23 protein-coding genes are annotated in these 24493 nt (G+C 61.9%); 2 read left to right on the forward strand and 21 right to left on the reverse strand.

The features are described 5' to 3' along the window. Nucleotides 1-25: 25 nt before the first annotated feature. The 15 genes from efp to Q5Q88_RS07640 all read right to left on the reverse strand — a co-directional run bounded on the left by efp (nucleotide 26) and on the right by Q5Q88_RS07640 (nucleotide 15033). A complete protein-coding gene (gene efp / locus Q5Q88_RS07570; RefSeq protein WP_118653661.1) occupies nucleotides 26-589 on the reverse strand; it encodes an elongation factor P in 564 nt (187 codons plus the stop codon). A gap of 53 nt (nucleotides 590-642) precedes the next feature. Beyond that, entirely contained in the window at nucleotides 643-1773 is a 1131-nt protein-coding gene (locus tag Q5Q88_RS07575) for a Xaa-Pro peptidase family protein (RefSeq protein WP_302742687.1), read from the reverse strand. A gap of 88 nt (nucleotides 1774-1861) precedes the next feature. Next, nucleotides 1862-2953, reverse strand: coding sequence for a hypothetical protein (locus Q5Q88_RS07580; RefSeq protein WP_302742689.1), 1092 nt, complete (start codon nucleotides 2951-2953; stop codon nucleotides 1862-1864). Continuing rightward, nucleotides 2950-3483: a shikimate kinase gene (locus tag Q5Q88_RS07585; RefSeq protein ID WP_118653664.1), complete on the reverse strand. Its 534-nt coding sequence runs from the start codon at nucleotides 3481-3483 to the stop codon at nucleotides 2950-2952. Before Q5Q88_RS07585 ends, Q5Q88_RS07580 begins: the two co-directional genes overlap by 4 nt. Nucleotides 3484-3489: 6 nt before the next feature. Then, on the reverse strand, nucleotides 3490-3987 hold the full coding sequence (locus Q5Q88_RS07590; RefSeq protein WP_118653665.1) for a YqeG family HAD IIIA-type phosphatase: 498 nt from the start codon (nucleotides 3985-3987) through the stop codon (nucleotides 3490-3492). A gap of 3 nt (nucleotides 3988-3990) precedes the next feature. Next, nucleotides 3991-5256 carry an endolytic transglycosylase MltG gene (gene mltG / locus Q5Q88_RS07595; protein ID WP_302742692.1) on the reverse strand — a complete coding sequence of 422 codons (1266 nt, stop codon included), beginning with the start codon at nucleotides 5254-5256 and terminating at the stop codon, nucleotides 3991-3993. After that, complete coding sequence (ruvX, locus tag Q5Q88_RS07600) at nucleotides 5249-5677, reverse strand: Holliday junction resolvase RuvX (protein WP_302742694.1); 429 nt, start codon at nucleotides 5675-5677, stop codon at nucleotides 5249-5251. The genes mltG and ruvX overlap by 8 nt, the downstream gene beginning before the upstream one ends. Before the next feature lie 15 nt (nucleotides 5678-5692). Next, on the reverse strand, nucleotides 5693-8347 hold the full coding sequence (alaS, locus tag Q5Q88_RS07605) for an alanine--tRNA ligase (protein WP_302742695.1): 2655 nt from the start codon (nucleotides 8345-8347) through the stop codon (nucleotides 5693-5695). Nucleotides 8348-8413: 66 nt separating this feature from the next. After that, nucleotides 8414-9781: an AI-2E family transporter gene (locus Q5Q88_RS07610; protein WP_302742697.1), complete on the reverse strand. Its 1368-nt coding sequence runs from the start codon at nucleotides 9779-9781 to the stop codon at nucleotides 8414-8416. Between the two features lie 21 nt (nucleotides 9782-9802). Continuing rightward, the gene (locus Q5Q88_RS07615; protein ID WP_302742699.1) at nucleotides 9803-10588 is read right to left on the reverse strand and encodes an RNA polymerase sigma factor SigF; all 786 of its coding nucleotides are present in this window, start codon (nucleotides 10586-10588) and stop codon (nucleotides 9803-9805) included. Then, the gene (locus Q5Q88_RS07620) at nucleotides 10578-10964 is read right to left on the reverse strand and encodes an ATP-binding protein (RefSeq protein ID WP_302742701.1); all 387 of its coding nucleotides are present in this window, start codon (nucleotides 10962-10964) and stop codon (nucleotides 10578-10580) included. Before Q5Q88_RS07620 ends, Q5Q88_RS07615 begins: the two co-directional genes overlap by 11 nt. Continuing rightward, the gene (locus tag Q5Q88_RS07625) at nucleotides 10957-11523 is read right to left on the reverse strand and encodes a hypothetical protein (RefSeq protein WP_118653672.1); all 567 of its coding nucleotides are present in this window, start codon (nucleotides 11521-11523) and stop codon (nucleotides 10957-10959) included. Before Q5Q88_RS07625 ends, Q5Q88_RS07620 begins: the two co-directional genes overlap by 8 nt. Nucleotides 11524-11766: 243 nt before the next feature. Further along, the gene (locus Q5Q88_RS07630) at nucleotides 11767-13092 is read right to left on the reverse strand and encodes a replication-associated recombination protein A (RefSeq protein ID WP_302742704.1); all 1326 of its coding nucleotides are present in this window, start codon (nucleotides 13090-13092) and stop codon (nucleotides 11767-11769) included. A gap of 73 nt (nucleotides 13093-13165) precedes the next feature. Further along, on the reverse strand, nucleotides 13166-14419 hold the full coding sequence (locus Q5Q88_RS07635) for a deoxyguanosinetriphosphate triphosphohydrolase family protein (RefSeq protein ID WP_118653749.1): 1254 nt from the start codon (nucleotides 14417-14419) through the stop codon (nucleotides 13166-13168). A gap of 131 nt (nucleotides 14420-14550) precedes the next feature. Further along, the gene (locus Q5Q88_RS07640) at nucleotides 14551-15033 is read right to left on the reverse strand and encodes a prepilin peptidase (RefSeq protein ID WP_302742720.1); all 483 of its coding nucleotides are present in this window, start codon (nucleotides 15031-15033) and stop codon (nucleotides 14551-14553) included. A gap of 82 nt (nucleotides 15034-15115) precedes the next feature. Here Q5Q88_RS07640 and Q5Q88_RS07645 point away from each other — a divergent pair, with 82 nt between their 5' ends. Continuing rightward, nucleotides 15116-15511: a hypothetical protein gene (locus Q5Q88_RS07645; protein ID WP_302742706.1), complete on the forward strand. Its 396-nt coding sequence runs from the start codon at nucleotides 15116-15118 to the stop codon at nucleotides 15509-15511. A gap of 3 nt (nucleotides 15512-15514) precedes the next feature. Here Q5Q88_RS07645 and Q5Q88_RS07650 read toward each other — a convergent pair whose 3' ends face one another. The 6 genes from Q5Q88_RS07650 to Q5Q88_RS07675 form a co-directional block, all read right to left on the reverse strand. Then, nucleotides 15515-16789 carry a glycosyltransferase family 2 protein gene (locus Q5Q88_RS07650; protein ID WP_302742708.1) on the reverse strand — a complete coding sequence of 425 codons (1275 nt, stop codon included), beginning with the start codon at nucleotides 16787-16789 and terminating at the stop codon, nucleotides 15515-15517. Nucleotides 16790-16872: 83 nt separating this feature from the next. Next, the gene (locus tag Q5Q88_RS07655) at nucleotides 16873-17889 is read right to left on the reverse strand and encodes an RluA family pseudouridine synthase (protein WP_302742710.1); all 1017 of its coding nucleotides are present in this window, start codon (nucleotides 17887-17889) and stop codon (nucleotides 16873-16875) included. Beyond that, entirely contained in the window at nucleotides 17889-18524 is a 636-nt protein-coding gene (lspA, locus tag Q5Q88_RS07660) for a signal peptidase II (protein WP_302742712.1), read from the reverse strand. Before lspA ends, Q5Q88_RS07655 begins: the two co-directional genes overlap by 1 nt. A gap of 246 nt (nucleotides 18525-18770) precedes the next feature. Beyond that, nucleotides 18771-21572 carry an isoleucine--tRNA ligase gene (gene ileS / locus Q5Q88_RS07665; RefSeq protein WP_302742714.1) on the reverse strand — a complete coding sequence of 934 codons (2802 nt, stop codon included), beginning with the start codon at nucleotides 21570-21572 and terminating at the stop codon, nucleotides 18771-18773. Between the two features lie 485 nt (nucleotides 21573-22057). Further along, nucleotides 22058-22402, reverse strand: a complete 345-nt coding sequence (locus tag Q5Q88_RS07670) for a DUF3784 domain-containing protein (RefSeq protein ID WP_302742716.1) — start codon at nucleotides 22400-22402, stop codon at nucleotides 22058-22060. A gap of 212 nt (nucleotides 22403-22614) precedes the next feature. Then, nucleotides 22615-23067 carry a DUF523 domain-containing protein gene (locus Q5Q88_RS07675; RefSeq protein WP_302742722.1) on the reverse strand — a complete coding sequence of 151 codons (453 nt, stop codon included), beginning with the start codon at nucleotides 23065-23067 and terminating at the stop codon, nucleotides 22615-22617. 125 nt (nucleotides 23068-23192) lie between these two features. On the opposite strand from Q5Q88_RS07675, the gene Q5Q88_RS07680 reads away from it, so the two are divergent. Continuing rightward, on the forward strand, nucleotides 23193-24281 hold the full coding sequence (locus Q5Q88_RS07680; protein ID WP_302742718.1) for an iron-containing alcohol dehydrogenase family protein: 1089 nt from the start codon (nucleotides 23193-23195) through the stop codon (nucleotides 24279-24281). Nucleotides 24282-24493 lie beyond the last annotated feature (212 nt).

Consider the following 24493-nt stretch of genomic DNA (forward strand, 5'->3'; position numbering starts at 1 on the left):
GAATGCGTGATGCGCGAGGATGCGATTAGAGGCGCTGGACGAACTCGCCGGTGCGGGTATCGACCTTGATGCGCTCGCCCTCGTTGAGGTACATGGGGACCTGAACGACCGCGCCGGTGTCGATGGTGGCGGGCTTGGTGGCACCTTGGACGGTGTTGCCCTTGGCACCCGGGACGGTCTCGACGACCTCGGCCTCGATGAACATGGGCGGATTCACGCCGAGCAGCTCGGTATCGGCGTAGAGGAGCTGGGCGTTGTCGTTCTCGCGCAGCCACTTGGCGTTGTCGCCGATAAAGTCGGCGGGCACCGGGATCTGCTCATAGGAGCTCATGTCCATGAAGTAGTAGTTGTCGCCGTCGTTGTAGAGGTACTGCATCTCGTTGGTGATGAGCTGCACGCTCTCGAACTTGGAACCGGCGTTGCAGGTGTTCTCGACCACGCGGCCGGTCTTGAGGTCCTTGGTCTTGTAGCGGACGAAGGCACCGCCCTTGCCGGGCTTGACGTGCTGGAACTCGACGATGGTGTAGTACTTGTCCTTGATCTTGAGACCCATGCCGTTGCGGAAGTCGGCGGTGGTAATGGAAGCCATGGCTTGCCTTTCTGTAGAGGAGTCGAACCTGAAAAGTATACTCTCAAATGCGCTTAACAGTCGATGACGACCAGCTCGTGCGTAGAGGTCGTGAAGGGCTCGTAGCCGTCCTTCGTCACGACGCCGTAGTCCTCCAGGCGCACGCCGCCCACGCCGGGCAGGTAGATGCCGGGCTCCACGGTGATGACGGCGCCCTCCTCCACGATGTTGCTCTTGCGGCCGAAGACCGGAAGCTCGTGGATGTCGATGCCCACGCCATGACCGAGGCCGTGGCCGTAGTACTCACCGTAACCGGCATCGCCGATGATCTTCTGCGACAGCAGGTGGATATCGTGACCGTCCACGCCGGCGCGGATCGCGGCGACGCACTCCTCGTGCGTACGGCGAACGATGTCGTAGATCTCACGTTGCTTCTCGGAGGGCTCGCCCACGCAGACCGTACGGGTCATGTCCGACTTGTAATCGCGGTACCCCGCGCCGTAGTCCATAAGGACGAAGTCACCCTTCTCCACCACGCGGTCACCGGGGATGGCGTGCGGGTTGGCGGTATTGGGGCCGCTCGCGACGATGGAGCCAAAGGCCAGGCCATCGGCACCGTTGTCGAACATGAAGGTTTCAAGCTCGGTGCGGAGCTGCTTTTCCGTGTAGCCGGGACGGATGGACTCGCACATATGGACGAAGGCGGCGTCGGTGATGGACTGCGCATGGCGCATGAGCTCGATCTCCTCGGCGTCCTTGATGGCGCGCATGAGCTGGAGATCTCCGTGCATGAGCGGCAGGCTCGCGCAGATGGAGCAATCCTCTAGCCCGCGCTCGATGCCGCGGTAGAAGTTGATCTGCATGTCATCCTCGACGGCGACGGTACGGCTCTTGGTATCGCGGGCGCGCTCGGCGACCCAACGCGGAATGTCGATGACCTCCATGTCGAGCTTCCACTCGACGCCCTCGGGAAGGTTCTCCTCGAAGGTGTTGAAGTACCGGGAGTCCGTGTGCAGGTAGCAGGCATCAGCGGTGATAAAGGCGGCGTGCGGGTATTCGCCGGTGTAATCGAAGACCCGCATGGCCCCAGTGAGCCAGCGAAGGTTTGCCTCGTCGCGCACGACCACGGCGTCGTAGCCGCGCTCTGCCATAAGGGCACGCAGGCGGGCGATGCGCCCGGCGGGACCGTTAAGTTTCTGGGACATAGGATGATCCTTTCTCGAGAACAGGCTGGCTGGGATGTGTGCAATGGGAAGACGGATGCGTCCTGCACCATTATCGCACTGTAAGAAGCTAGGGGTGGCGCGAGGCGAGGAACGCGCGGGCGTGGCGCTCGAAGACCTCGTCGTCTACCGATGCCAGGCGAATGATGCCCGGATGCTTGGGCAGGGCAAACTGGAAACGGTTCGAGCGACGGAAGCGCTCAGCGCGCACGGCCTCGACGAACGTCTCGGGTTCAATCGAGAACTGAAGCTCCTCGATGCCCAGGTCTTCCAGGCGATCGTCGAGGGCAAACATCTCATCAACGGGAAACTCGCACACGTCGACGGCAAGACGCGCCTCGAAGCGCATGCCCTCGGCGTAAAGACGGTACCCGGGGATGGAGGAGTCATTCAAACACACGGCTAGTGCGCGAGCCGTGGTATCGCCGTACATGAACGCGCGGCGTGCGGAGGGGCTCGCCGACTTGACAGTATTCATGCGCGAGGTATGCGCACTGGTGAACGCCTCCATGAGCGAGACTTCACTACCGGCGACCATGCCCTCGACCGTGGACTCGAACGACTCCCAGCACTTGCGGCTCTCGGCGAGGCTCGCCGCGCACATGAGCACGTAGCCCAGGCCATTGCGCTGCGAGTCGAACGCGCGCACAAGGTCGAGATCGCATATGACGAGACCGACCTCAGGCGCAAGCGACACGCCCGCATCATGTGCCCCAACGGAAAGGGGCACCATCTGGGTGGGTGCCATGATCATGGCATCGAGCGTCGTGGGGACAAGAGCGCACGCGCACCCTCCGCACCACGAACGGGCGATGTACGCGGAGATGGAGCAGACGGGGGCGGAGCCAACGCCCACGACGAGGTCCTCGGCAGTGAGGCCGAAAGACGCGAGGCGCACGAACAACCCGCCGACAGTTGCGAACGAGCTCGCGGCCTCTCCATCGAGCGCCACCTCATCCACGCGATATCCGGCATCGATAAGCGAACGGCGCACGTTAAGGACAAGGTCCTCGGGCAGGTCGGCATCGGCAACCATGAAGGCGCGACAGGGACGCCCCACGGCGCCGGCGAGCATTTTGGAGAGCTCGGAAAACGCACCGCAGCCAAAGCGCAAATCGGTGCTACGTGAGCCAAAGTTGAGAAGCTTGCGACGAATCGTCATATCAAACCACGCTCCAAGAGCAGTTCGGCAACGGTATAGGACACATCGGTGAACGAGGTGCCGCGAATATCCACGGTAAGATCGGCAGCCTGTCGGTACAACGGGCGGCGATGTTCGAGCAGACGCGCGGCGTGCTCGGCGCTGCGGAAATCGGGTCGGGTGTCGGAGCGGCGGATTTGACGCAGGGAGTCGTCTAAGTCACCGTCGAGATACACGCAGTAGCCCATCTCGTGCATGAGCTCGATGTTGCGAGGGGTCTCCACGACACCACCCCCGCATGAGACGAGCAGGCTGCGCTCCGAACGCAGCCCCTCGAGCACGGCGGTCTCGAGCTCGCGAAAGCGGTCCTCGCCAAGTTCCTCGAACACGCGGGCGACGGTGCTGCCGCAACGCCGCTCGACCAAGCGGTCGGTGTCGACGAAACGGCGATGGAACATCCGTCCCAGGTTTCGGGCGAGCGTCGACTTGCCGGCCCCAAGGAATCCGACGAAGAAGACGTGATCGCATCCGTGCTTGACCGCCTGCGCCATGGCGACCTACTCCTCGCAGGCCACGTGACGCAGGGCGCGGCGCTCGAAGATGCGGAAAATCTGCGTGTACCACAGGTCGACGGTTGTCTGTGGCTTGACCAGAATAGTGTCGATACCGGCGAAGTTTCCGCCCCACACATCGGTGTAGAGCTGGTCGCCGATCATGACGGCCTCCTCCGGCTTCGCGCCCAAACGGCGCATACCCGCCGTGATCGCATAGGGCAGCGGCTTGCACGCGAAGGAGATGTAATCCATCTTGAGCTCGCGCGCCGAGCGCGAGACATGACTCTTGTGCCAGTTGTTGGACACCATGATGAGCTCGAAGCCGAGCTCACGCGCATGGTCGAGCCACGCCGCCACGCTGGCGGGCGCGTCCTTGCGGTCACGCGGGACGAGCGTATTATCGCGATCGAGTAGAATGGCGCGTTTGCCGGACGCCCAAAGGGCGTCGAGGTCGATGCGCTCAACGCTCGAAACATAGCGTGCAGGGGAAAACCAGCTCATTGCCTACTCCCAAGACTGCATGTGCTCATCGTAGGTCTCGGAGAAATACTCCTCGTCCTGCGTGATGTAAAAGTAGAGGTCATTTGAATCGGTCGGGTTCAAGGTAGCCTGAATCGCCTCGACCGACGGCGCGCAGATGGGCGTGGGGGGAAGTCCCGCGTTCTTATAAGAGTTATACGGGCTGTCGATGCTCTGGATGTCATCGGCCGTGACGGCGCCGCCCGTCACATACATGAGCGTGGCGTCACTTTGCAGGTACGGGCGACCCGCAAAATCACCCTTCCCGCTCATGCGGTTGAGGAAGACGGAGGCAACATGCGCGCGCTGGCTGGCGTTCAATCCCTCACGCTCAACCACGGAAGCGAGGACGAGCAATTCATAATCGCTGAGGTCGAGCCCATAGCGCTCGTTGATAGCGATGCGGGCGGCCGTGAAGTCGAGCGCGTCGACCACATCCGTCTGATACTGGTCGAGCATGGCGCGAATAATTTGATCGGCCGTGGGAGTGCCCGAGAAGGTATACGTCTTTGGATAAAGGAAGCCCTCAAGGGAATCGTCGGCTGCCTCAGACAAGAAGGGATAATCCGAAACGTAAGCGCTCGCCTTTGCCTGGGCAAGGAAGTCATCGGCAGAGATGCCATAGGTCTCCTCAACGAGCTGCGCCGTCTGCCCGACAGTCCTGCCCTCGGGCACCGTGAGCTTGGCGCCACTGGCATTCGGGCCCTCGACGAGCTGCTCGACCACTTCGACGGGATCCTGCAGCGTCTCGAACTGGTAATCGCCGGGCTTGAGCGACATCTCGGCATTCAGCTTCTTGACGGCGGCATAGTACTCCGAGGGATCCTCGATAATGTGGTTCTCGGAAAGGATGGAGGCTATGGTATCGCCAGAGGCACCATCGGGAATGGTGATAGTGACCTGCTGGCCCGCCTCAACGGTTTGATCGGATCCGCTAAACAGACGAGGGAAGATAAAGATGGCAGCACCTGCGACGACGGCGATGGCGATGAGGACGCCGACGATCACCGGAATCGGAGAGCCCTTCTTATGCGAATCGCCACTACGGCTGTATACAGGCTGAACACCAATGCGGGAGGGCTGGGCGGAAGCGGGACGCGAGGTGTTCTGCGAGAAACGAGTGCCCGCTGGACGCGGCGCGGCGGTACGACTCGAGGCAGACGAAGCGGGGGCAGACCCATTGGTGCGGAATCGCTTGCCCGCCGGACGGGACGTGTCGCCGGGGCGATGGGAACCGGAGTAATCAGCCACGGTCTTCCTTTCGTCTCTGAGAGTCGAGCCACGCCTGCAGGAACAGCGAAGCCGAGATCATATCTACCTTACCGCGCATCTGTTTTTCGCTCAAACCCTGCTCACGCAAAACGCGCTTGGCCTCGCTCGAGGAAAGGCGCTCGTCGATGAACTCGAGGGGAAGGTCGCAGGCACGCGATACGCGTTCGGCGATCGCACGGATATGCTCTGCCTGCGGGCCTTCCTCCCCCGCCATCGTCTGGGGCAGTCCGCAGACGAGGACATCGGGCTCATGGTCCTCAATGATCATGCGAAAGGTGCGCGCCATATTCTCAACCTCGGAAGCAGGGAGGACCTTGAGCGGCATAGCGACGCGCCCGGTGCGGTCAGAGACCGCGATACCGGTGCGTGTGCCGCCAATATCGAGCGCGAGTGCAACCACCTCTGGACGCCTCGGTTACGCGTTCAGCGCATCGCTCGCGGCCTCGAGAGCAGCAGCGATGCCCGCGGCATTCTTGCCGCCAGCCTGCGCCATGGTGGGCTTACCGCCACCACGGCCATCGACGAGCGGCACGATCTGCTTGATGACGTTACCCGCGTGGAAACCAGCGGCGGCGGCGTCATCGGTCGCGGCGGCCAGTAGCGCGGGCGTACCCTTCTCGGTCACCGTGGCGAGCACGCAGGCGACCGGGCCGGCGATCTTGCCGCGCACGGTGTCCCACACATTGCGCAGGTCCGCCGCCTCGAGCCCCGTGAGCTCGGCGGTCACGAGCTTGTACGAACCCATGTCGGCGGCATTTTCGATCGCCGCGGAAATGGCATCGGAGCCACCGCCGGTGAGCGCGCGCTTGAGCTTCTGGTTGACCTCGCGCAGCTCGGACTGGAGCACAGCGATGCGCGTGGGAACCTCCTCAACACGGCACTTGAGGCCAGCGGCGGCCGACTCGGCCAGCGCAGCGCGCTCCTCGAGATACGTGATGGCGCCGGTGCTGGTCACAGCCTCGATACGACGGACATTGGAACCGGTGGAGGACTCGGAGACGATCTTGAACAATCCGAGCTCCGCCGTGTTGGCAACGTGGGTGCCGCCGCACAGCTCGCGGGAGAAGGGCTCATCCTCGACGCCCACGGACACGACGCGAACCACGTCGCCGTACTTCTCACCAAAAAGCGCCACGGCGCCGGAGGCCTTGGCCTCCTCAATGCCCATGACGGTGGTCACCACGGGCTTGGCGGCAAAGATCTGCTCGTTGACCAGGTCTTCCACCGCGCGGACCTGCTCAGTGGTCATGGCCTCGAAGTGCGTGAAGTCAAAGCGCAGGCCCTCGGGAGACACCAGCGAACCGGCCTGGTTGACGTGGTCGCCCAGGACCTCCTTCAAGGCGGCGTCGAGCAGGTGGGTGGCGGTGTGGTTGCGACGGAGCAGACCGCGGCGGGCGAGGTCGTAACCGACAAAGACGGTGTCACCCTGCGAAAGCGCGCCGATGAGCTTGCCCTCATGGACGTACAGACCGCCCTTGGCGATAGTGTTATTGACGAAGAACTGAGCGTCGACGGTGTCGATAAGGCCGTGGTCACCCATCTGGCCGCCCATCTCGGCGTACAGAGGGGTGCGATCGAGCACGACGGCAGCCTCCGCGACGTTCTCGGCGCGCTCGACACGCTCGCCGTTCACGACGATAGCGAGGACCTTCGCGCCCTCGATGCTCTCGTTGTCGTAGCCCACGAACTCGGTGGCGGGCAACTGGTCTGCAAGCTCGGTCCACACGTCGTTGAAGGAACCCCAGGCGTCACCCTTGGCGGCGGCGCGGGCGCGGGCCTTCTGCTCGGCCATCTCGGCATTAAAGCCCTCGATATCGACCGCATGGCCGGCGCCCTCGGCGATCTCGACGGTGAGGTCGATCGGGAACCCGAACGTGTCGTGCAGCATAAATGCGGCGGAGCCGGGAAGCTGCTCGCCATCCGCGAGCGCCGCGAGCTGCTCATCGAGATAAGCGCGGCCGTTGTTGAGGGTGGTGGAGAAACGCTCCTCCTCCGCCTCGACGATACCCTTGACCAGGCCGACGTTCTCGAGCAGGCTCGGATAGGCGTCGCCCATCACATCATTCACCGCATCGATGAAACGGCCCAGGAACGCGTCCTCGATACCCAGCAGACGCCCATGGAACACGGCGCGACGCAGCAGACGGCGCAGCACATAGCCACGGCCCTCGTTACCGGGAAGCACGCCATCGGAGATCAGGAAGTTCACCGAACGGGCGTGGTCGGCAATGATGCGTAAGGAACGGGAAGCACCGGTGTAGTCGTCATCAACATAGGTCTTGCCGGAGATCTCCTCGCCCAACTTGATGAGACTCTGCATGACGTCGCCGTCGAAGAACGAGCTCTTGTGCTGCATGATGGCAGCCATGCGCTCGAGACCCATGCCGGTGTCGAGGTTGCGGTGGGGCAGCTCGGGCATGGAGCCGTCCTCTTGGCGATCGAACTGAGTAAAGACGAGGTTCCAGAACTCGAGGAAGCGATCGCAGTCGCAGCCGGGCGCGCAGTCCGGGCATCCACAGCCCACCTCCTCGCCAAGGTCGAAGTAGATCTCGGAGCACGGACCGCACGGACCGGTGGGGCCGGCCGCCCAAAAGTTGTCGTCCTCCCCCAGACGGGTGATGTGGTCGGCAGGCACGCCGAGTGAGCGCCATACGGACTCGGTCTCATCGTCCTCGGTGAAGACCGTGAAGTACAGACGGTCCTTGGGCAGCTTGAAGACCTCAGTGATGAGCTCGTATGCCCACGTGCATGCCTGCTCCTTGGTCACGCCGCCAAAGGCGAAGTTGCCGAGCATCTCGAAGAAGGAGGCGTGGCGCCCGTCGGCACCGATGATGTCGATGTCATTCGTGCGCACGCACTTCTGGCACGAGCACGCACCGATCTCCTTCATGACCTTTTTGCCCTGGTAGAACTCCTTGAACTGGTTCATACCGGCGTTGGCGAGCAGCAGGGACGGGTCATCGGGAACGAGTGAGGAGCTCGGATAGAGCTTGCAGCCCTTGCTCTCGAAAAAGTTGAGGTAGGCCGAGCGGATCTCGGCGGTCTTCATGGTGGGATAGTCGGCGGCCATGCGTAAACTCCCTGGGTTAAATGAGGTCCCGATCACCGGGACAGTTTCCAACCCGTCTAGTATACGTTAACGGCCGTCATCAGTTGTGTCGGTTTCCTCGGGTTTCTTGGCACCCACATCGTGCTCGTGCGAGGTGAAAGGGTTCTCGAAGTCGATGAGCTTTGCCCACGGGTTCTCGAGCTCGGGCTTGGGCATGGCCTCCGCCTCGGGAACCGAGCTCTCGTCGATGATCTGCGAGTCGGCTACGAAACCGTCGTCTCCCAGCGCGTCAAAAGCAGGAACCGGGTTGCCCTGTGCATCACGGAAGGGGGCTCCACGGAAGAGCGCACCCTCGTAGGAAACGATCTGCTCGCCGGTGCGCGTCTCGAAATAGAAGATGAAGAGCGATTTGATGACCGCAACGAGCGGCAACGCGACGATCATTCCCGCGGCTCCACCGAAAGTCGATCCAACAACGAGCGCCGTGAGCGACAAAACCGGATGCACCTGCATCGTGGACTGGTTGATCTTGGGCGCGATCACGTTGTCCGTGATGTTTTGGGAGAGCATAGCCATGACCATCGTCCACAGCGCCATGATGGGGCTGTACACAAGTGCGATCAGAGACGCCAACGCCGCGGATATGGAGGGGCCGACCACGGGAATGATGTTTAACACGCCCGAAAGAACACCCATGGCGCCCGCGTACGGATGGCCCACGATCGTAAATCCCACGAAGGCGAGGAAGCCCTGGATGACGGAGTTAATGACCGTCGAGCGCAGGTAGCCCCCCACCGAACGACTGACCACCGCAACCATGAGGCGATAGTCGTCGGCTTTGCCCTCGGGCAGCACGCGACAGATTTCCTCGTTGATGCGGGGGTAATCGCACGCAAGCCAGAACGCGAGGACGAAGCCGAGGAACACGATGAAGACCGTCGAGGCGATGTTGTTCACCATGGGAACGATGCCATCGCGCACAGCCGCGAGCAGGCCCGAAAGCGCCTGGTTGACGATGTCCTGCGCGGCGGTGAAGATCGAATCGAGCTGAACGATGTCATTCAAATGCTCGACCACGGCGTACTTGCTCTCCATGCGCACCACCCACGCACCGAGGGCGGAGAATTTGGAAGGAGCATCGCGCAGGAGGTCGATGAGCTGCCCGGTAACCATGGGGATCACGAGCGCAAAGAGTAGAATCAAGCCGACCATGACAACGATGAGGCCTATCAGGGCACCCGCACCACGGGGGACACGGTGGCGCTCGAGCCAATTGACGATGGGCGAGGCGACGAATGCCGAGAGGCAACCGACGGAGAGGAAGAGCAGCACACTCGAAAGCGAGCCGATCAGGTTCAGCGCGACGGAGGCGATGATGATGACGCCGATGACGATCCAGATGTTGAAAAACGTGATGCGGGCCACACGCTCTGCGTGCGAAGTATCGTGCTTCATAGTTCCTCTCACCAACCGGACCTAGCCGGCCATGGACCCGTCGGGGTCGATTATGTCTTGGATCTTCTTGAGCGTACGCCTGAGCAGACGGCTCACCTGCACTTGGGAGATGCCGAGCTTCTCGGCAATTTCAATCTGCGTCATCCCCTGCAGGAAGCGCATCTCAATGACCTCGCGCTCACGCGGCGAGAAGCTCGCAAGTGCCTCCTCGATGATGATGCGATCATCGGTGAAGGCGAGGTCTTCATCCTCCGTGGCATATCGGTCGATGACCGAGGGGGTGTCGTCATCCTCCATGCCCGAAGGCGCCTCAAGCGAAACAGAGCTATACGCGGAAGAAGATTCCATGGCCTCGAGCACCTCGTCGACGGAGGCGTCCAGATACTCCGCAATCTCGGCGATAGTCGGCGAACGCTGAAGCTTGGAGGTAAGGGTATCGGTGGCCTGGTTGACCTTTGCCGAGAGCTCTTGCAGGCGCCTAGGCACACGGACGCTCCAACCCTTGTCACGGAAATGCCGCTTAATCTCGCCCATGATGGTGGGCGTGGCGAACGTGGTGAACTCGAGGCCGCGACTCGGATCGAAGCGGTCGATAGCCTTGAGCAAGCCCAGATACCCGACCTGCACGAGGTCATCGAGAGGCTCTCCGCGATTCTTGAACTTATTGGCGATGAAGCGCACGAGATTCAGATGGGACATCACGAGTTTCTCGCGAGCATCCATATCGCCCTCTTCTTTGAAGCGGCGGAAGAGCTCGCGCGTCTTCTCCTTGTCCCAGGCGCTTTTACCCGAGGTTTTAGATGGCATCGACGTCCGCCTTCACGTCGAGCACCAAGCGAGCGGGCGCTTCGTGCTTTTCGTAGACATCGCAGACCGAGCCCAAGATGAGATCGGCGTACACGGCGGTCGGGTCCTCCTCAGAGGGCTCTGCGAACGCCGTTGCGGACAACTGGAACGTCATGGCGACATGACGCTCATCGACATCGAAGTCGATGACTAGGTCCTCACCCGGCGTCGTTCCGCAAGCGTAGATGAATGCCTCCTCCGCAGCCATGCGCATGTCTTCGACGCGCTCGACCGACATGGCGGAAAGCGTCGCCACGTTCGCGGCGGTCATGCGCACGATGCGCGCGAGATGCGGCTCGCAAGCAACGGTAAGGGCGACACGCGTGGGATTACTCATGGTCGGACTCCTCGGCGGGGGTGTAGGTGAAGTACTGACGGGGCTCATCTGCCTCAATGGGCTCTGTCTCCCCCGAGGCATGGTCGAACGAGCCGGGCGTCTCTGCTGCCGGGGCAGCCGCTGTGTCGCCGAAGGTGCGGGGTGCGGGCATGGACTCAGTCTTACGCGGCTTGGCAAACAGCTTGTGAACCTTCTCACTCGCGGCGTCAGCAAAACCGGTCACGGCACTCGACGCGCTGCTGGCGGCACCGCTTACCGCGGAGACGTCACGAAGTACACCGTTGACCTCGATAAGGTCTGCCGAGAGTGCCTCAGTCGCGACCGTGGCCTGCTTGAGCAGGGGTTCGATCTGGGACACAGCCGGCTGCAGTTCGTCGACCACACCATCGAGCTTGGCGACCACAGGACGCGCCTCCTCGATGGTGCTGTTGATCTGCTCGACGGTCTTATCGAGCGAATCGACCACGCCGCGTGTACGACGCAGCATGAGGGCCAACTCGACGACGGCCCAAGCGCCGGCGAGCGCCAAAACGATAAGGACGATCTGGATGGGATCCATGAATGCCTCCGTAGTTGTCTCGTCACAGATAGATTGATGATACCCGTTCGCGTCCAATTCAACCATCTCGCTTCTCCCGTGCGCGGGCGGCGATCATTTTGCTCGGTCAAGTCCTGCGCAAGACGAAGCGTCCACTGGACGCTTCTTTGCGTGCGGAATCTACAAAATGATCGCCGCCCGCGCACGGGGGAAGCGAGATGACAGGCATGGCGCACACTTTGAAAGAGTTGTGAACCACAGCGGTTATCTAGGGCGGGTCTCGGCGCGCCATTGTTCCCAACCTCGGCCGCTGGGGTGCCAGAAGGCGCCGGGCTCGAGACCCTCAGGGAGATACCGCTGCGGTACCCAGCCCTCTGGGTAGTCGTGTGGATACTTGTACTCTCCATATTCGTCTGAACCCGGGCGATGGCGGTCGCGCAAGTGGTTGGGGACTTCGCGCTGACCACTCGAGCGCACGTCTTCGAGGGCGGCGTCTATGGCGGCTTCGGCGGCGTTGCTCTTGGGAGCCAGTGCGTTGTAGATGGCCGCCTGCGCCAGATTGATGCGGCATTCGGGATAACCGATCACCTCAGCGGACTTGAATGCGGCCTCGGCGACCAGCAAGGCTGTAGGGTCGGCGTTCCCGATATCCTCGCTTGCCTGGATCATGATGCGACGCGCGATGAACTTGGGGTCCTCCCCCGCGTCGATCATGCGGGCGAGCCAGTACACCGCGGCATCGGGATCACTGCCCCGCATCGATTTGATAAACGCGGAGATGATGTCGTAGTGCATGTCGCCAGACTTATCATAGGAGAGCCCGCGCCTGGGGTTCGCCTGCTTGACGTCCTCGAGTGTGATCTCGATGGGAGCTCCCTCGGCGCGAACGTCCTCCGCCGGGTCTGCCGGACGCGTAAGCGCAATCTCGCTTGCGAGCTCAAGCGTGGTGAGCGAGCTGCGCCCGTCGCCCGCGGCAAGCGTGCAGATCGCCTTGATGACCTCATCACTCGCCGTGTACCTGCCCGCCAAGCCCTCTGGGGCCCCAAGAGCACGGCGCACCAATTGCTCAACGTCCGCGTCGCTCAGGTGCGTCAGTTCGACCACACGACTGCGCGAGAGCAACGCGGAGTTGACCTCGAAATACGGATTCTCGGTGGTGGCGCCGATCATGACCACGGTGCGGTTCTCCACCGCATGGAGCAGAGCATCCTGCTGGGAGCGGGAGAACCGATGGATCTCATCGATAAACAGAATAGTACGGCGGTCGAACATCATGAGGCGGTGCTTGGCCTCCTCGATCTCGCGACGCAGGTCCTTGACCGTACCCGTCACCGCCGAAACCTCGACGAACTCACTCTTCGTGTGTGCGGCGATGATGTGGGCCAGGGTGGTTTTACCCGTACCGGCAGGTCCATAGAGGATCACGCTCGAAAACACGTCATGTTCGATGGCGCTGCGCAGCCACGAACCAGGCCCCACCGCCTTCCGTTGACCCACGTAATCGTCAAGCGTGTTGGGACGCATGCGCACCGCCAAGGGTGCGTTCTTGAGCTGTTTGCTCCGCTCGGAGCTGCTGAAAAGGGTATCCATGAATCCGTTCCGTCGATTCGCCATCGCATGTGATTCTAGCAAATGGAATGATAGATTCAAACACCTGTTCGTATTAGCGTTCGTTGATGTACGTGCGCTGGGGGAACTTGAGCTCCGGGAACAACGTGCACGCAAGCTCGGTAAAGTATCCATCTGTCATGCTCGCGATATAATCGACGACCGTCTGGTCAAGATCACGCTCCCACTCGTACGTGCGCCCGTAGTACGACAGAGCCTTGTCGATGCGCGCGATGTGGTGGCGGAAGATATAGCTCTGCTCGTCATGTGCCTTAAGGTCGCCAAGGAAATGCTCGTACATGAGGCTGAATGCGCGCGCCATCGTCGCCGCCTCCTGCTCCTCGATGCCAGCCGAGTGATAGATCTTTTCGTAATTCTCACGCTTCGCGCGGCGGATCTCGCAGAACAGCTCCTCGCTCATCTCGATGCGGTCCTTACCGTAACTGTGCTCGACGATGTCGATCGAGGCGCGCGTGAGAATCCAGGAATTGTATCGACCACCTAAACCGTCTTCAAACGCGTCTTCCGAGAGTAAACCCGCCTCGATGGCGTCCTGACGGTCGCGCCCCACATAGGCGATGATATCCGAGATGCGCACCACGCAAGCCTCGAGCGTCATGGGGCGCAGCGTCTTGACGTAGTCGAAGTCGTGGGTGTAGCACTCCCCCACCACGTGGTCGAACTGCTCGAACGATTCCATGCCCGAGAGCTCGAAGACGCGCTGCTCGTACTCGCCGTTATGGCACAGCACGCCATCGAGCGTCTGCAGCGACAGGTTGCGACCGTAGAGCTTGTCGAGCACCCGGACTGAATGGACGTTGTGGAAAAACGAGCGGCCGGTGCGGGCGGTGGTGATGTCGTTGAGGCGCGCCTCCCCCGCATGGCCAAAGGGCGTGTGCCCCAGATCGTGCCCCAAACCGATCGCCTCGATGAGGTCACAATTGAGACCGAGCGCGCGCCCGATGTCCCGCGCAATGCGCGCCACCAGCTGCACGTGGAGGCCACGGCGCGAGAGATCGTCGTTGCTGCGGAAGCTGAACACCTGCGTCTTGCCGTTGAGGCGGCTGTAGGCGGGCAGATGCATGATCTTCTCGGCATCACGCACGTACGACGGACGCCAGATGCTACCGGCGTCACCTGCGCGCGGCTCGCGGCGAATCGCCGCATCGTCGGCGGCGCGATAAGGATTGATCCATCCTGCAGCACGATCCTCCTCCATACGCTCGACCAGCTCGGCGCTCAATTGGTCGGGCATGGCGAGTAGGCGATGCGTGAGATCACTCGTTGACTCTGAGGCATCGACAGTCATACGGGGATTCACATCATTTGTCTTCTGTTGCTGTACGTTCGTCATGTTCCATCTCCTCCTGTCATCGTTGATCGAGACCAATCATCGCACGGCGTGCGGACATACATCGATTCGCATTCGCAGCCGGACGGCTAACCCATACGAACGGCAACGATCATCACCAACAACAAAGGAACTACGAAGGGCAGTAGCGGCAACGAGACGCGCCGTGCAAGCAAGCCGGTCAAGGCAAGCAACACCAAGCCGCCTCCAAACGCCGCGAGGGCTTCGAGGGGCCTCCAAAGCGAAAGCGCGACGAGGAACTTGACGTCCCCCATGCCAAGGCCCGCGCGTCCCTTGTGCCAACGGCGCCACCACAACTCGAATGCGACGATCACCGCACTCGTGAGGGCGGATACCAGCGCGCACCACATGAGTCGCAGCAGGCCTCCCGTAGCCAAGCTCAAGGCCGCGCACGCAAGTGCCAAGCCCACTCCGAGCACGGTGGGAAACCTCCGCTCACGCGCATCGACCACCGCAGCCGCAACCAACAGGACGCACACGAGCAGCGTCAACGCACCTGCAGCGAGGCCCCTAGACGAAGCCCCCTCCATCAAATTGCCCGCCTGTACCATGTATACCACCTCGACACTCGCCCGCCGCCACGCCAACGCGGGTATAATGGCGACAATGAACTCGACCTTTCACGGGAGACCTATGGAAACGCCCACGTTCGACTACAGCACCAAACCCGAACCCCAAATGACCGGTCCACAGGCGGCGGACGCCGACGTCATAGAGTCCATTGACGGCCAGCGAGTGATCGAAAGCGCGAGCGCTTCGACCGCGCCTCAGACGAACTCGTCAAACTTCGCCTATGTCCTTACCGCAGTGACGTTGGGGATCATCTCATTGCTGGCAATCGCGTTCGCACTCCTCATGTTCGGGGTGGTCGGAACGGCCATCAATTCGTCCTACGCATATGATGAGCTGCCGAGCGATGGCTATATGAACGATTGGAAACGCTTTGAGAACGAGCATCGCGATGAGCTCGACCAGTTCGAAGAAGAACTCTGGAACGAGCTCATGTCCGAAAACGGCTACGACGCGTAAAACCTATTTGGCCCCGTCGAGCACCTCGTCGAGCGTCACGCTCACGTCATGCGGCGTGGGAACCCAGTCGACCTTAAGGAACAGCGCCGCCACGGTGAGCGGGACATACGTGAACATAAACAGCGGGAAGGTAAACAAGTTGGCGAAGATGCGCCAGCGCTGCGGACAATGGATGTGCTTCCACTCGGTGATAGTAGTGAAGAGCCCCATGACAAAGAACGTGCCGTACATATAAGCAAAAATCATGATTACCGAACCGATTGCCATCTCGATCTCGGAGTCGGTTGCCAAGAACCCGTGGCTCAGGCTACCGACCACGATGAAGGTGGTGTTGACCATGAGGCAGAGCAGGGTCAACAGCATGGCAGGACCGATGACCATGAGCATGTCGTAGGCGGCAAAGCGGCGAAACTTGGTGATGGACGTGAGCATGTGGCGGCCGTAGGTGAAAAGCACCTGATAGAAGCCTTTGGTCCAGCGCATGCGCTGTTTGATGGAGGCCTTGAGCGTGACGGGCTGCTCATCGAAGAATTCGGCCGGGGCATAGCCGATGCGAACACCGTGGATGGCGCAGAAGGTGGCGAACTGGATATCCTCAGTGAGTGTGTGGAAGTCCCAGCCGTGCATGCCCTGGATGATCTTGGCCGAAACGAGGTAGCCCGAGCCGGAGACGGCGCACGAGGTACCGCAGATCATACGCGCGTTGTTGAGATAGCGCGCCTCGCGCATGAACCAGGTGGCGTAGGCCGCGCTGATCCAGGAGCTACCGAAATTCTTTGAGTTGCGATAGCTCGTGAGCGCCAAATACCCCTGGTCGAAGGCGTCGTTCATGACGGTGACGTAGTCACGCGCGAGCAGATTGTCGGCGTCGAAGATGAAAAACGCCTCGTGCTTGCCGGGATACTCTTTGAGGATGCGGTCGAACCCGTAGTCCATGACCCAGCTCTTTCCCTTGCGGGAGAGGTCGTTGCGCTCGTAGACGATGGCACCGGCATCACGCGCCGCTTGGGCGGTGTTGTCGGTGCACGCGTCCGCCACCACGAAGATGTCGATCAGTTCGGAAGGATAGTCCTGGTCTTTAATCGACTTGACGAGGTTGGCGATCACCGCTTCCTCGTTATGGGCGGCGATGAAGAACGCATAGCGATGCTGCTTCTTGGCGGCGGGGGTCTTCACCTGGCCCCGCAGAAGTCCGATGAAGAAGAAAACGACCTGGTACAGAAAGCACCAGGTGAATAGGAAGCCAACGATGCTGTTGAAGGCGACGATAGGTGTCAAAACGCCTCCCGGGTCGCGATTGTTTCGTACGTCTCAGTGTACGACAGTCTGCGCCCGGGCACGCAATCTCCAATCGAGAGGGCTCAATCCTCGAGGAGGCCGAGGCGTGGAATGATCTGCTCCCCCGCCTCCGTGCGTCCGAGCGAGCGGTCGTGCAGCTCATCCAAAGCAGCCGCGAGGTCCCAAGGAAGCTCATCCTTGCAACTCACGACCTCACCGGTCACCGGATGCACGAACGAGACGCTCCATGAGTGCAGAAATTGACGGTCGAGGTAGAGGTTCATGCGCTCATTGCCCTTACCGTACAGTGGGTCGCCCACGAGCGGATGGTGGATGTGGCGCATGTGCACGCGAATCTGGTGCGTACGCCCCGTGTAGAGGTGACATTCGACGAGCGTATAGCCCTCGTCGCCCCGCGCGGGCTCAAAGCGCTCAAGCACCTTAAACGTCGTAATGGCCTGACGTGCAAAAGGATCATCGGAGACGGCCATCTTCACGCGATCGCGTGTGGAGCGCGCAATACCCGTGTTGATGGTCCCCTCGTCCATGACGATCTCGCCGTGGACGAGCGTGATGTAGCGACGATCGAGCGTGCGCGTGCGGATGAGGTTCTGCAGGGCGCGCTGCGTGCCATCGTCCTTGGCGGCGAGCATGAGACCCGAGGTGTCGCGGTCGAGGCGGTGCACGATGCCTGGTCGGTCCTCCCCCTGCACCGTGCCCAGGTGATCAAGGCCGCAATGGTACGCAAGGGCGTTCGCCAGCGTGCCATCCTCGTGGCCGTGCGCCGGATGGCACACCAGACCGCGCTGCTTGGAGAGGACGATGAGGTAGTCGTCCTCGTAGCGAATGTCGAGGGGAATGGCCTGTGGAATGATGGCTCCCGGTTCGCGGACCTCGGGAAGCTCGATGGAGATGCGGTCACCCTCGGCTACTTGCTGCTTTTTGGAGAGGCACGTTTCGCCGTTGATGGCCACGGCACCCGCCTCAACGAGCTTCGCGCAGGCAGAGCGTGAGGGGCACGCATCCTGCGCGCCCAGATACGCATCGAGGCGCTCGCCCGCAGCTTCGACGGGAACGAGCAGGTGAAGGTCGGCGGGCATTAGCGTCCCTCCCCTTCCGGCTTGTCGCACTCCTGGCGCTCACGCACCGCGCGGGCGCGCTCGCCGCGGCGTTTGGCGCGACGAGCGGCGGCACGGGCGTCACGTGCGTCGAGCTCGGCACCCGCATCGACTTGGGCGGCGGGAGACAGGAACATGAAGCCCACGAACGCGAGGAAGACGCCAACGCAAATGCCGATATCTGCAACGTTGAACACGGGGAAATCGATGAAGTCGGTGGCGATGAAGTCGACCACGTAGCCGAGAACCAGGCGATCGAGGGCATTGCCAATCGCGCCCCCCGCAACAAGGCCGAGCCCGAAGGTCTCCACCTTCGACACCTTCCTCACGTGACCAAGGTACAAGGCGATGGAAACGATGACGACTGCGGCAAAGAAGGCGAACAGCATACCCATGCCCTCGCCCATGCTGAACGCGGCACCGATGTTCGCGACGAAACGAAAGCTCAAGATCCCTGGGATGACGGATACGCTCTCCCCCGTCAGCATGAGCGTGTTCTTAACGAACACCTTGGAGATGTAATCGAGCGCGAACACCGTGACAGCGGCGACGAGCACCACGCACGCGCGCCATCCAAGCGACGGCTCAAAGGTTTTTGTATCCGGCTTCTCGGCCAAAGGAATCCCCAAACTCCGAAGTGAACATCCTTGATGTAGAAGGTCATGCCGCGTGCCAAAGGGGCACGTCCCCAATGGCACGCGATCCTTGATGTGGGCATGCACATCAGCGAGCGACGGCCAGGTGCGCCAGATTGCCCTGAAAGAGGAGGGCGCACGCCTAGCGTGCGGCGCCCGACGATTGAAGGGCAAGGTGGCGTGCCTGGCCGCCGCGCAGCGTCATGCGCTGAGCTTAGCTCAGCGCCTTTAGCTCAGCGCCTCAAAGCAGCGGTCGCAGATGTGCTCGTGCTCGCCGTGGACGCCCGTAGAGGTACGGTAGTTCCAGCAGCGGTCGCACGCCTCACCATGGGCGGCCTCGATCTGGGCGGTGAACGCCGCACCCTCGGCCAGCTCCACCTCGGAGACGATGTAGAACTCGGCGAGGTCGACAGCCTTGTCGCCGGTGAGCAGCGCATAGGCCTCGGCCGGGGCGGTAGCCTTCACGCGGACCTGCTGGCTCTTGGTGAAGGTGCCCGCGGAACGAGCCTCCTCGATGGCCTTGGTGACCACGCCTCGCAGCTCGAGCGACGCCTCGAGGACGCCGGCGAACTCGTTGGCCTGCTCGAGCGTGATGGGGCTCTTGTACCAATCGAGCAGGGCCGCGTACTCCTGGTTGTCTCGGCAACCGGCCGGAGCGAACTCCATGGCCTCGTCGACCGTGTAGGACAGGATGGGCTGCAGGTCGCGCATAAGCATGGAGAGCAGCTCGGCCACGACGGTCTGCGCGCTGCGCATCTCGTGGCTGCCCGGCTTCTCGCAGTACAGGCGGTCCTTCAGCGCGTCGAGGTAGACGTTGGAGAGCTCGGTGACGACGAAATCGTACAGCGTGCGGTACGCGCGGTTGAACTCATAACCGGCGTAGGCCTCGTCGACCTCGGCCTGGACCTGGGTGAGGCGGGCGAGCATGAGCTTGTCGAGCGGCATGAGCTCGTCGAAGGCCACGCCGTCGGTCGCGGGCTCGAACTGGCCCTCGAGCACGGACAGCAGGAAGCGCAGGGTGTTGCGGAAGCGGCGGTACGCGTCGGAGGTGCGGGCGAGGATCTCGTGGTCGCAGGCGACGTCGGTGGAGGTGTCCACGGAGGCGACCCACAGGCGGATGATGTCGGCGCCCATCTCGTCGCAGATCTTGTTGGGGTCGATCACGTTGCCGAGCGACTTGGACATCTTGCGGCCCTGGCCGTCCAGGGTGAAGCCCTGGGAGATGACGGCCTTGTAGGGGGCGACGCCGTTGGTGCCAACGGAGGTCAGCAGCGAGGACTGGAACCAGCCGCGGTGCTGGTCGGAACCCTCGAGGTACACGTCCGCCGGGTACTTGAGCTCGGGGCGGTACTCGCACACGGCCTTCCAGGACACGCCGGAGTCCCACCACACGTCGAGGATGTCGCGATCGGTCTTGAGGTGATGGCCGCCGCACTTGGGGCACACGCAGGCGTCGCCGAGGTAGGACTCGGGTGCGTCGGTGAACCAAGCGTCGGAGCCCTTCTCGTGGAAGAGCGCGATGACGGCGTCGAGCGTGTCGTCGTTCATGATCTTCTCGCCGCAGTCGGTGCAGGTAAAGGACGGGATCGGCACGCCCCAGTTGCGCTGACGGGAGATGCACCAATCGGGGCGCTGCTCCACCATGGCGCCGATGCGGTTGACGGCGTGCTCCGGATACCACGTGACATGGTTGCGCACCTGGTCGAGCGCCTGCTCACGCAGGCCGGTCTTGTCCATGGAGACGAACCACTGGTCGGTGGCGCGGAAGAGAACCGGCTTCTTGCAGCGCCAGCAGTGCGGATAGCTGTGGGTGATCTTCACCTCGGCCACGAGCATGCCGCGGTCGCGCAGGAACTGGATGATATGCGGGTTGGCCTCATCGGTGTCCATGCCGGAGAACGGGCCGCCGGTGCCGAACTCGGTGCCGTTATAGAAGCGACCGTCGTCGTCGACGGGCATGCAGACGTCCATGCCCTCCTTCATGCAGACGTAGTAGTCGTCCACGCCGTGGCCGGGCGAGTTGTGGACGATACCAGTACCGTCCTCGGTGCCTACGTAGTCGGCAAGGAGCGCCACGCCCTCGACGCCGTCGAAGACGGGCTGCTTGTAGTGCAGGTGATCGAGGACCTCGGCGGGGACCTCATAGGGCTTGCCATCGACCATCACGGGGGTGACGTCCCATCCGGCGATGCCGCAGACCTTCTCGGCGAGGTCCCTGAGCATGATCTCGGCGCGGCCATCGTGCTCGATGGCGGTGTAGATCGCCTCGGGCTTGAGGGAGACCGCCTGGTCGGAAGGGATTGTCCAGGGGGTGGTGGTCCAGATCACGAAGTCAACGGGGCCGTCGAAGGACTCGAGGCCCGCCGGCTTGGTCGTGAGTTCGAAGCGCACGTAGATGGACGGGCTCGTCTCATCGCCGTACTCGATCTCGGCCTCGGCCAGGGCCGTATGGCAGTGCTTGCACCAGTGGACCGGCTTATGGCCGCGATAGACCATGCCCTTATCGAACATGGCCTTGAAGGCCTCGATGTCGGCGGCGTCGTGCTGGTGGTAGAGCGTGAGATATGGGTTGTCCCAGTCGCCCAGGACGCCCAGGCGCTTGAAGCCCTCGCGCTGCAGGTCGATGTTCTCGACAGCGAACTGGTTGCACAGCTCGCGGATCTCGGCAACGCTCGTCTGGTTGAACTTCTCCGTCCCGAGCTTCTCCTCGACCTTGTGCTCGATAGGCTGGCCATGGCAGTCCCAGCCGGGAACGTACGGGGTCTCATAGCCCTGCATGGCCTTGTAGCGGTTGATCATGTCCTTGGCGATCTTGTTCATCGCGTGGCCCAGGTGGATGGGGCCATTGGCGTACGGAGGGCCGTCGTGGAGCACGAATTTCTCGTGGCCCTCGTTCTTCTTGAGCATGAGCTCGTAGACATGGTTCTCCTGCCAGCGCTTCAGGCGCTCCGGCTCGCGCTGCGCCAGGGCCGCCCGCATGGGGAACTTGGTCTTGGGCAGGTTCATGGTCTGCTTGTACTCGTTTGCCACGAATACCCCCTTCTCGTTATGGGCGCATGAAAAAAGCGCCCGTCCTAGCTCAAGCTGGGACGAAGCGCGTATGAGATGCGGGAAGCAGGGCCCGCGGTGCGTTTCGCTATACCACCCAGCTCAAAGGCTCGCGCATGTGCGCTCCCCTCGTACTCGGCTGGCCCGTGACGACGGCCATCCCGGCGACGCCTACTGGGCACCATCCCGCGTCCCCGCAAACGACACCCCCCATTGGGGACGTAGTCGTTTTGCAAAACGCTATGGATGGCAGCCGTTCGGGCCGCGGCTCCGGGGTGATTTTCGACTGGTCGCACGCACTTGGATCCCACCGCCCCAAGCTCTCTTTTCCGTGCGGGTCCGGCCTACTCGTCCCCATCAACGCCTGTGGCTCGACATGATAGCACGTGGCGAGACCCGTGCGATGGAAGCGCATCCGTTAACTCAACGATTACACGCAGCGGTACGGGAACGCTCTGGACAATCCACTACGATTCCCGGAGGCAGGTGGTGTTCATGCGCCTGATGCCAAAGAAGATTCCGACAGCCATCGCGAAAACCGCCATGAGCGCAACCCAAACCGATAGATCACGGCTTATCGCGCCTTGCATGCGAGCGAACTCCGCAAGTGCCATCGTGCCGAGAGCGAAAAACGCACCAACCATGATGAACCCCATGGCTCTGCATAGTTTCCGCTCGTCATATCGAGCACGCTGCTCGGGTGTCGAGGTGTTGTAGCCGGCGATGAGCTTGGCTCCTCGACCGGAAAAGAATAGCATGCTCAATACACCGCATAGCAAGGCAAAGGCAGACATGATGACAACGTAATTCATAGGCACCCCTTAATACACAAAGTGACGGTTGGGAGAGGCAGGCATGGGCGGTGGTAAAGCTGTCAGGTTTTCAGCGCCGTTGCCGTTTGCTCAGATGCAGAACTACGTACATTTTTACCCCGCAGGCCCCGCAGGTCCCTCCGCCAAACTCGCCCTCGTCCTCCGCATCGCCCTTGATGAGAAATTCGAAGAGGTCTTCTACTTCTCATGATCTAATCGAGTACGTCATCTAAATCGGATGCGTCCACCAAGCGCACGCCCGCCGCCGCGAGCGCTTGGGCGAACAGGCCTTGCCCCGGAATAAGCGTCCCCGTGAAGGTGCCATCATAGACTTGATGAACGCCGCAACTGGGACTCCGGGACTGTAGAACTGCTGCCGCAAGATCCCCCGCCTCGATCGCCGGCGCGAGCCGCGCCATCTCGGCGGCGACGCCCGCCCGATACGCGGTATCCACGCTTTCGCCAAGATTGTTGACAACCTCACCGCCCATGATCTCCGCAGGTGGGCGAGGCGTGGGCAGACCGCCCGCCACCTCGGGGCACACAGGGATCACCTCGATATCAGGACGGGCATGTAGCACCTCCAACAGGCGCTCACAGCGGTTGTTGCCCCCGCTGTATTTGCAATTCTCGCCCAGCAGGCAGGCGCTCACCGCGACCTTCATGACAGCCACCTTTCTTCCCAGAACGGAAATCTCACGTTAACACTCTTTTTCCGATTTCGATACAGAGCGCCGCGTGCGAACACCGTCCTAGAATGTCACGAACGACAACTCGTCAAGGAGGTCACATGCGCACCATTCAAATGAGCAGCTATACGGTTGGCGAGGATTGCTTCGAGGCGATCCCCGCGGTACTCGCCCCCTACCAGGCAAAAACCGTCGTCCTGGTAGGTGGACGCCGCGCCCTCGCCGCTGCGGCGCCTGGTATCCGCGCCGCACTCGATAGTGCAAACGTGCAAATCCTCGACGAGATAGTCTACGGCACCGATTCCACCCAGTCCACCATCGACGCGCTTGTTGCGAATCGGGCATTTCGCGATGCCGACATCGCCTTCGCGATCGGCGGGGGCAAGGCGATCGACACGGTGAAGACCGCTGCCAAGGAGCTCGACAAGACCGTCTTCTCCGTTCCGACCATCTGCTCGAACTGCTCGAGCGCCACCGCCATCGCCGTGGTCTACAACGACGACCACTCACTCAAGGGATACGCCTATCCCGACGCGCCTGCGCACATCTTCATCAACCCCGCCATCATCGCCGCCGCACCCGAGGAGTATTTCTGGGCCGGCATCGGCGACGCCCTCTCCAAACAGCCCGAGGTCGAATATGCCGCCAGCGAGGCCGAGCTCACGCACACGGGCACGCTGGGCCTCACGCTCGCACACACCTGCACTGATCCCCTCATGGCCTACGGCGAGCAGGGCTTGGCCGACGTCCGCGTCGGCCAGTCGAGTGAAGCGGTGCGCCAAATCGCGCTCGACATCGTGGTCAACACGGGGTATGTCTCCAACCTCACCAACCAGCCCGACTTCTACTATAACTCCTCACTTGCGCACGCCTTCTACAACGCCACGACGGGCGTGCAGCGCCCCGGGCGCACGCACCTGCACGGAGAGGTCGTGAGCTTCGGCGTGCTCGTGCTGTTCGCCTACACGGGCGACACCGAGCAGCTGGCGCGCTATGCCGCCTTCAACAAGAAGCTCGGTCTTCCCGTCACTCTTGCCGAGCTCGACCTCGACGAGAGCCACCTGCAGCGCATCGCCGAGCTGGCCCAGAACACGAACGAGTGGAAGCAGGCGAATCCCGCCCCGTTCTCGCCCGAGGGGTTCATCGAGGCCATCAAGGCCGCCGACGCCTTCGGCAGAAACTTGAAGTAGCGCGAGCCGGGAGTCGGCTAATCCGAGCCAACAGGCACAGCGAGTCTAACGGCACGCAATCGGGGCGCCCGCGTTCAACTTGAATGAACGCGGGCGCCCCGCCTTTCAATCGAAAACCCCCGTCGAAAACGGTAGCACAACTCGACAAAACTTCGCGATTGGGCGTGCGGCAGAAATCTTGGAGACCGGGCGGAGAGGAGAAGCCTTGTATT

This window comes from uncultured Collinsella sp., assembly GCF_959026545.1.
Taxonomy (GTDB): Bacteria; Actinomycetota; Coriobacteriia; order Coriobacteriales; family Coriobacteriaceae; genus Collinsella.

What these genes read in the sequence shown, in the direction of transcription:
- efp (WP_118653661.1), bottom strand. Translation starts at nt 589, where the DNA reads ATGGCTTCCATTACCACCGCCGACTTCCGCAACGGCATGGGTCTCAAG.
- Q5Q88_RS07575 (WP_302742687.1), bottom strand. Translation starts at nt 1,773, where the DNA reads ATGTCCCAGAAACTTAACGGTCCCGCCGGGCGCATCGCCCGCCTGCGT.
- Q5Q88_RS07580 (WP_302742689.1), bottom strand. Translation starts at nt 2,953, where the DNA reads ATGACGATTCGTCGCAAGCTTCTCAACTTTGGCTCACGTAGCACCGAT.
- Q5Q88_RS07585 (WP_118653664.1), bottom strand. Translation starts at nt 3,483, where the DNA reads ATGGCGCAGGCGGTCAAGCACGGATGCGATCACGTCTTCTTCGTCGGA.
- Q5Q88_RS07590 (WP_118653665.1), bottom strand. Translation starts at nt 3,987, where the DNA reads ATGAGCTGGTTTTCCCCTGCACGCTATGTTTCGAGCGTTGAGCGCATC.
- alaS (WP_302742695.1), bottom strand. Translation starts at nt 8,347, where the DNA reads ATGGCCGCCGACTATCCCACCATGAAGACCGCCGAGATCCGCTCGGCC.
- Q5Q88_RS07610 (WP_302742697.1), bottom strand. Translation starts at nt 9,781, where the DNA reads ATGAAGCACGATACTTCGCACGCAGAGCGTGTGGCCCGCATCACGTTT.
- Q5Q88_RS07615 (WP_302742699.1), bottom strand. Translation starts at nt 10,588, where the DNA reads ATGCCATCTAAAACCTCGGGTAAAAGCGCCTGGGACAAGGAGAAGACG.
- Q5Q88_RS07620 (WP_302742701.1), bottom strand. Translation starts at nt 10,964, where the DNA reads ATGAGTAATCCCACGCGTGTCGCCCTTACCGTTGCTTGCGAGCCGCAT.
- Q5Q88_RS07625 (WP_118653672.1), bottom strand. Translation starts at nt 11,523, where the DNA reads ATGGATCCCATCCAGATCGTCCTTATCGTTTTGGCGCTCGCCGGCGCT.
- Q5Q88_RS07630 (WP_302742704.1), bottom strand. Translation starts at nt 13,092, where the DNA reads ATGGATACCCTTTTCAGCAGCTCCGAGCGGAGCAAACAGCTCAAGAAC.
- Q5Q88_RS07635 (WP_118653749.1), bottom strand. Translation starts at nt 14,419, where the DNA reads ATGACTGTCGATGCCTCAGAGTCAACGAGTGATCTCACGCATCGCCTA.
- Q5Q88_RS07640 (WP_302742720.1), bottom strand. Translation starts at nt 15,033, where the DNA reads ATGGTACAGGCGGGCAATTTGATGGAGGGGGCTTCGTCTAGGGGCCTC.
- Q5Q88_RS07645 (WP_302742706.1), top strand. Translation starts at nt 15,116, where the DNA reads ATGGAAACGCCCACGTTCGACTACAGCACCAAACCCGAACCCCAAATG.
- Q5Q88_RS07655 (WP_302742710.1), bottom strand. Translation starts at nt 17,889, where the DNA reads ATGCCCGCCGACCTTCACCTGCTCGTTCCCGTCGAAGCTGCGGGCGAG.
- Q5Q88_RS07670 (WP_302742716.1), bottom strand. Translation starts at nt 22,402, where the DNA reads ATGAATTACGTTGTCATCATGTCTGCCTTTGCCTTGCTATGCGGTGTA.
- Q5Q88_RS07675 (WP_302742722.1), bottom strand. Translation starts at nt 23,067, where the DNA reads ATGAAGGTCGCGGTGAGCGCCTGCCTGCTGGGCGAGAATTGCAAATAC.
- Q5Q88_RS07680 (WP_302742718.1), top strand. Translation starts at nt 23,193, where the DNA reads ATGCGCACCATTCAAATGAGCAGCTATACGGTTGGCGAGGATTGCTTC.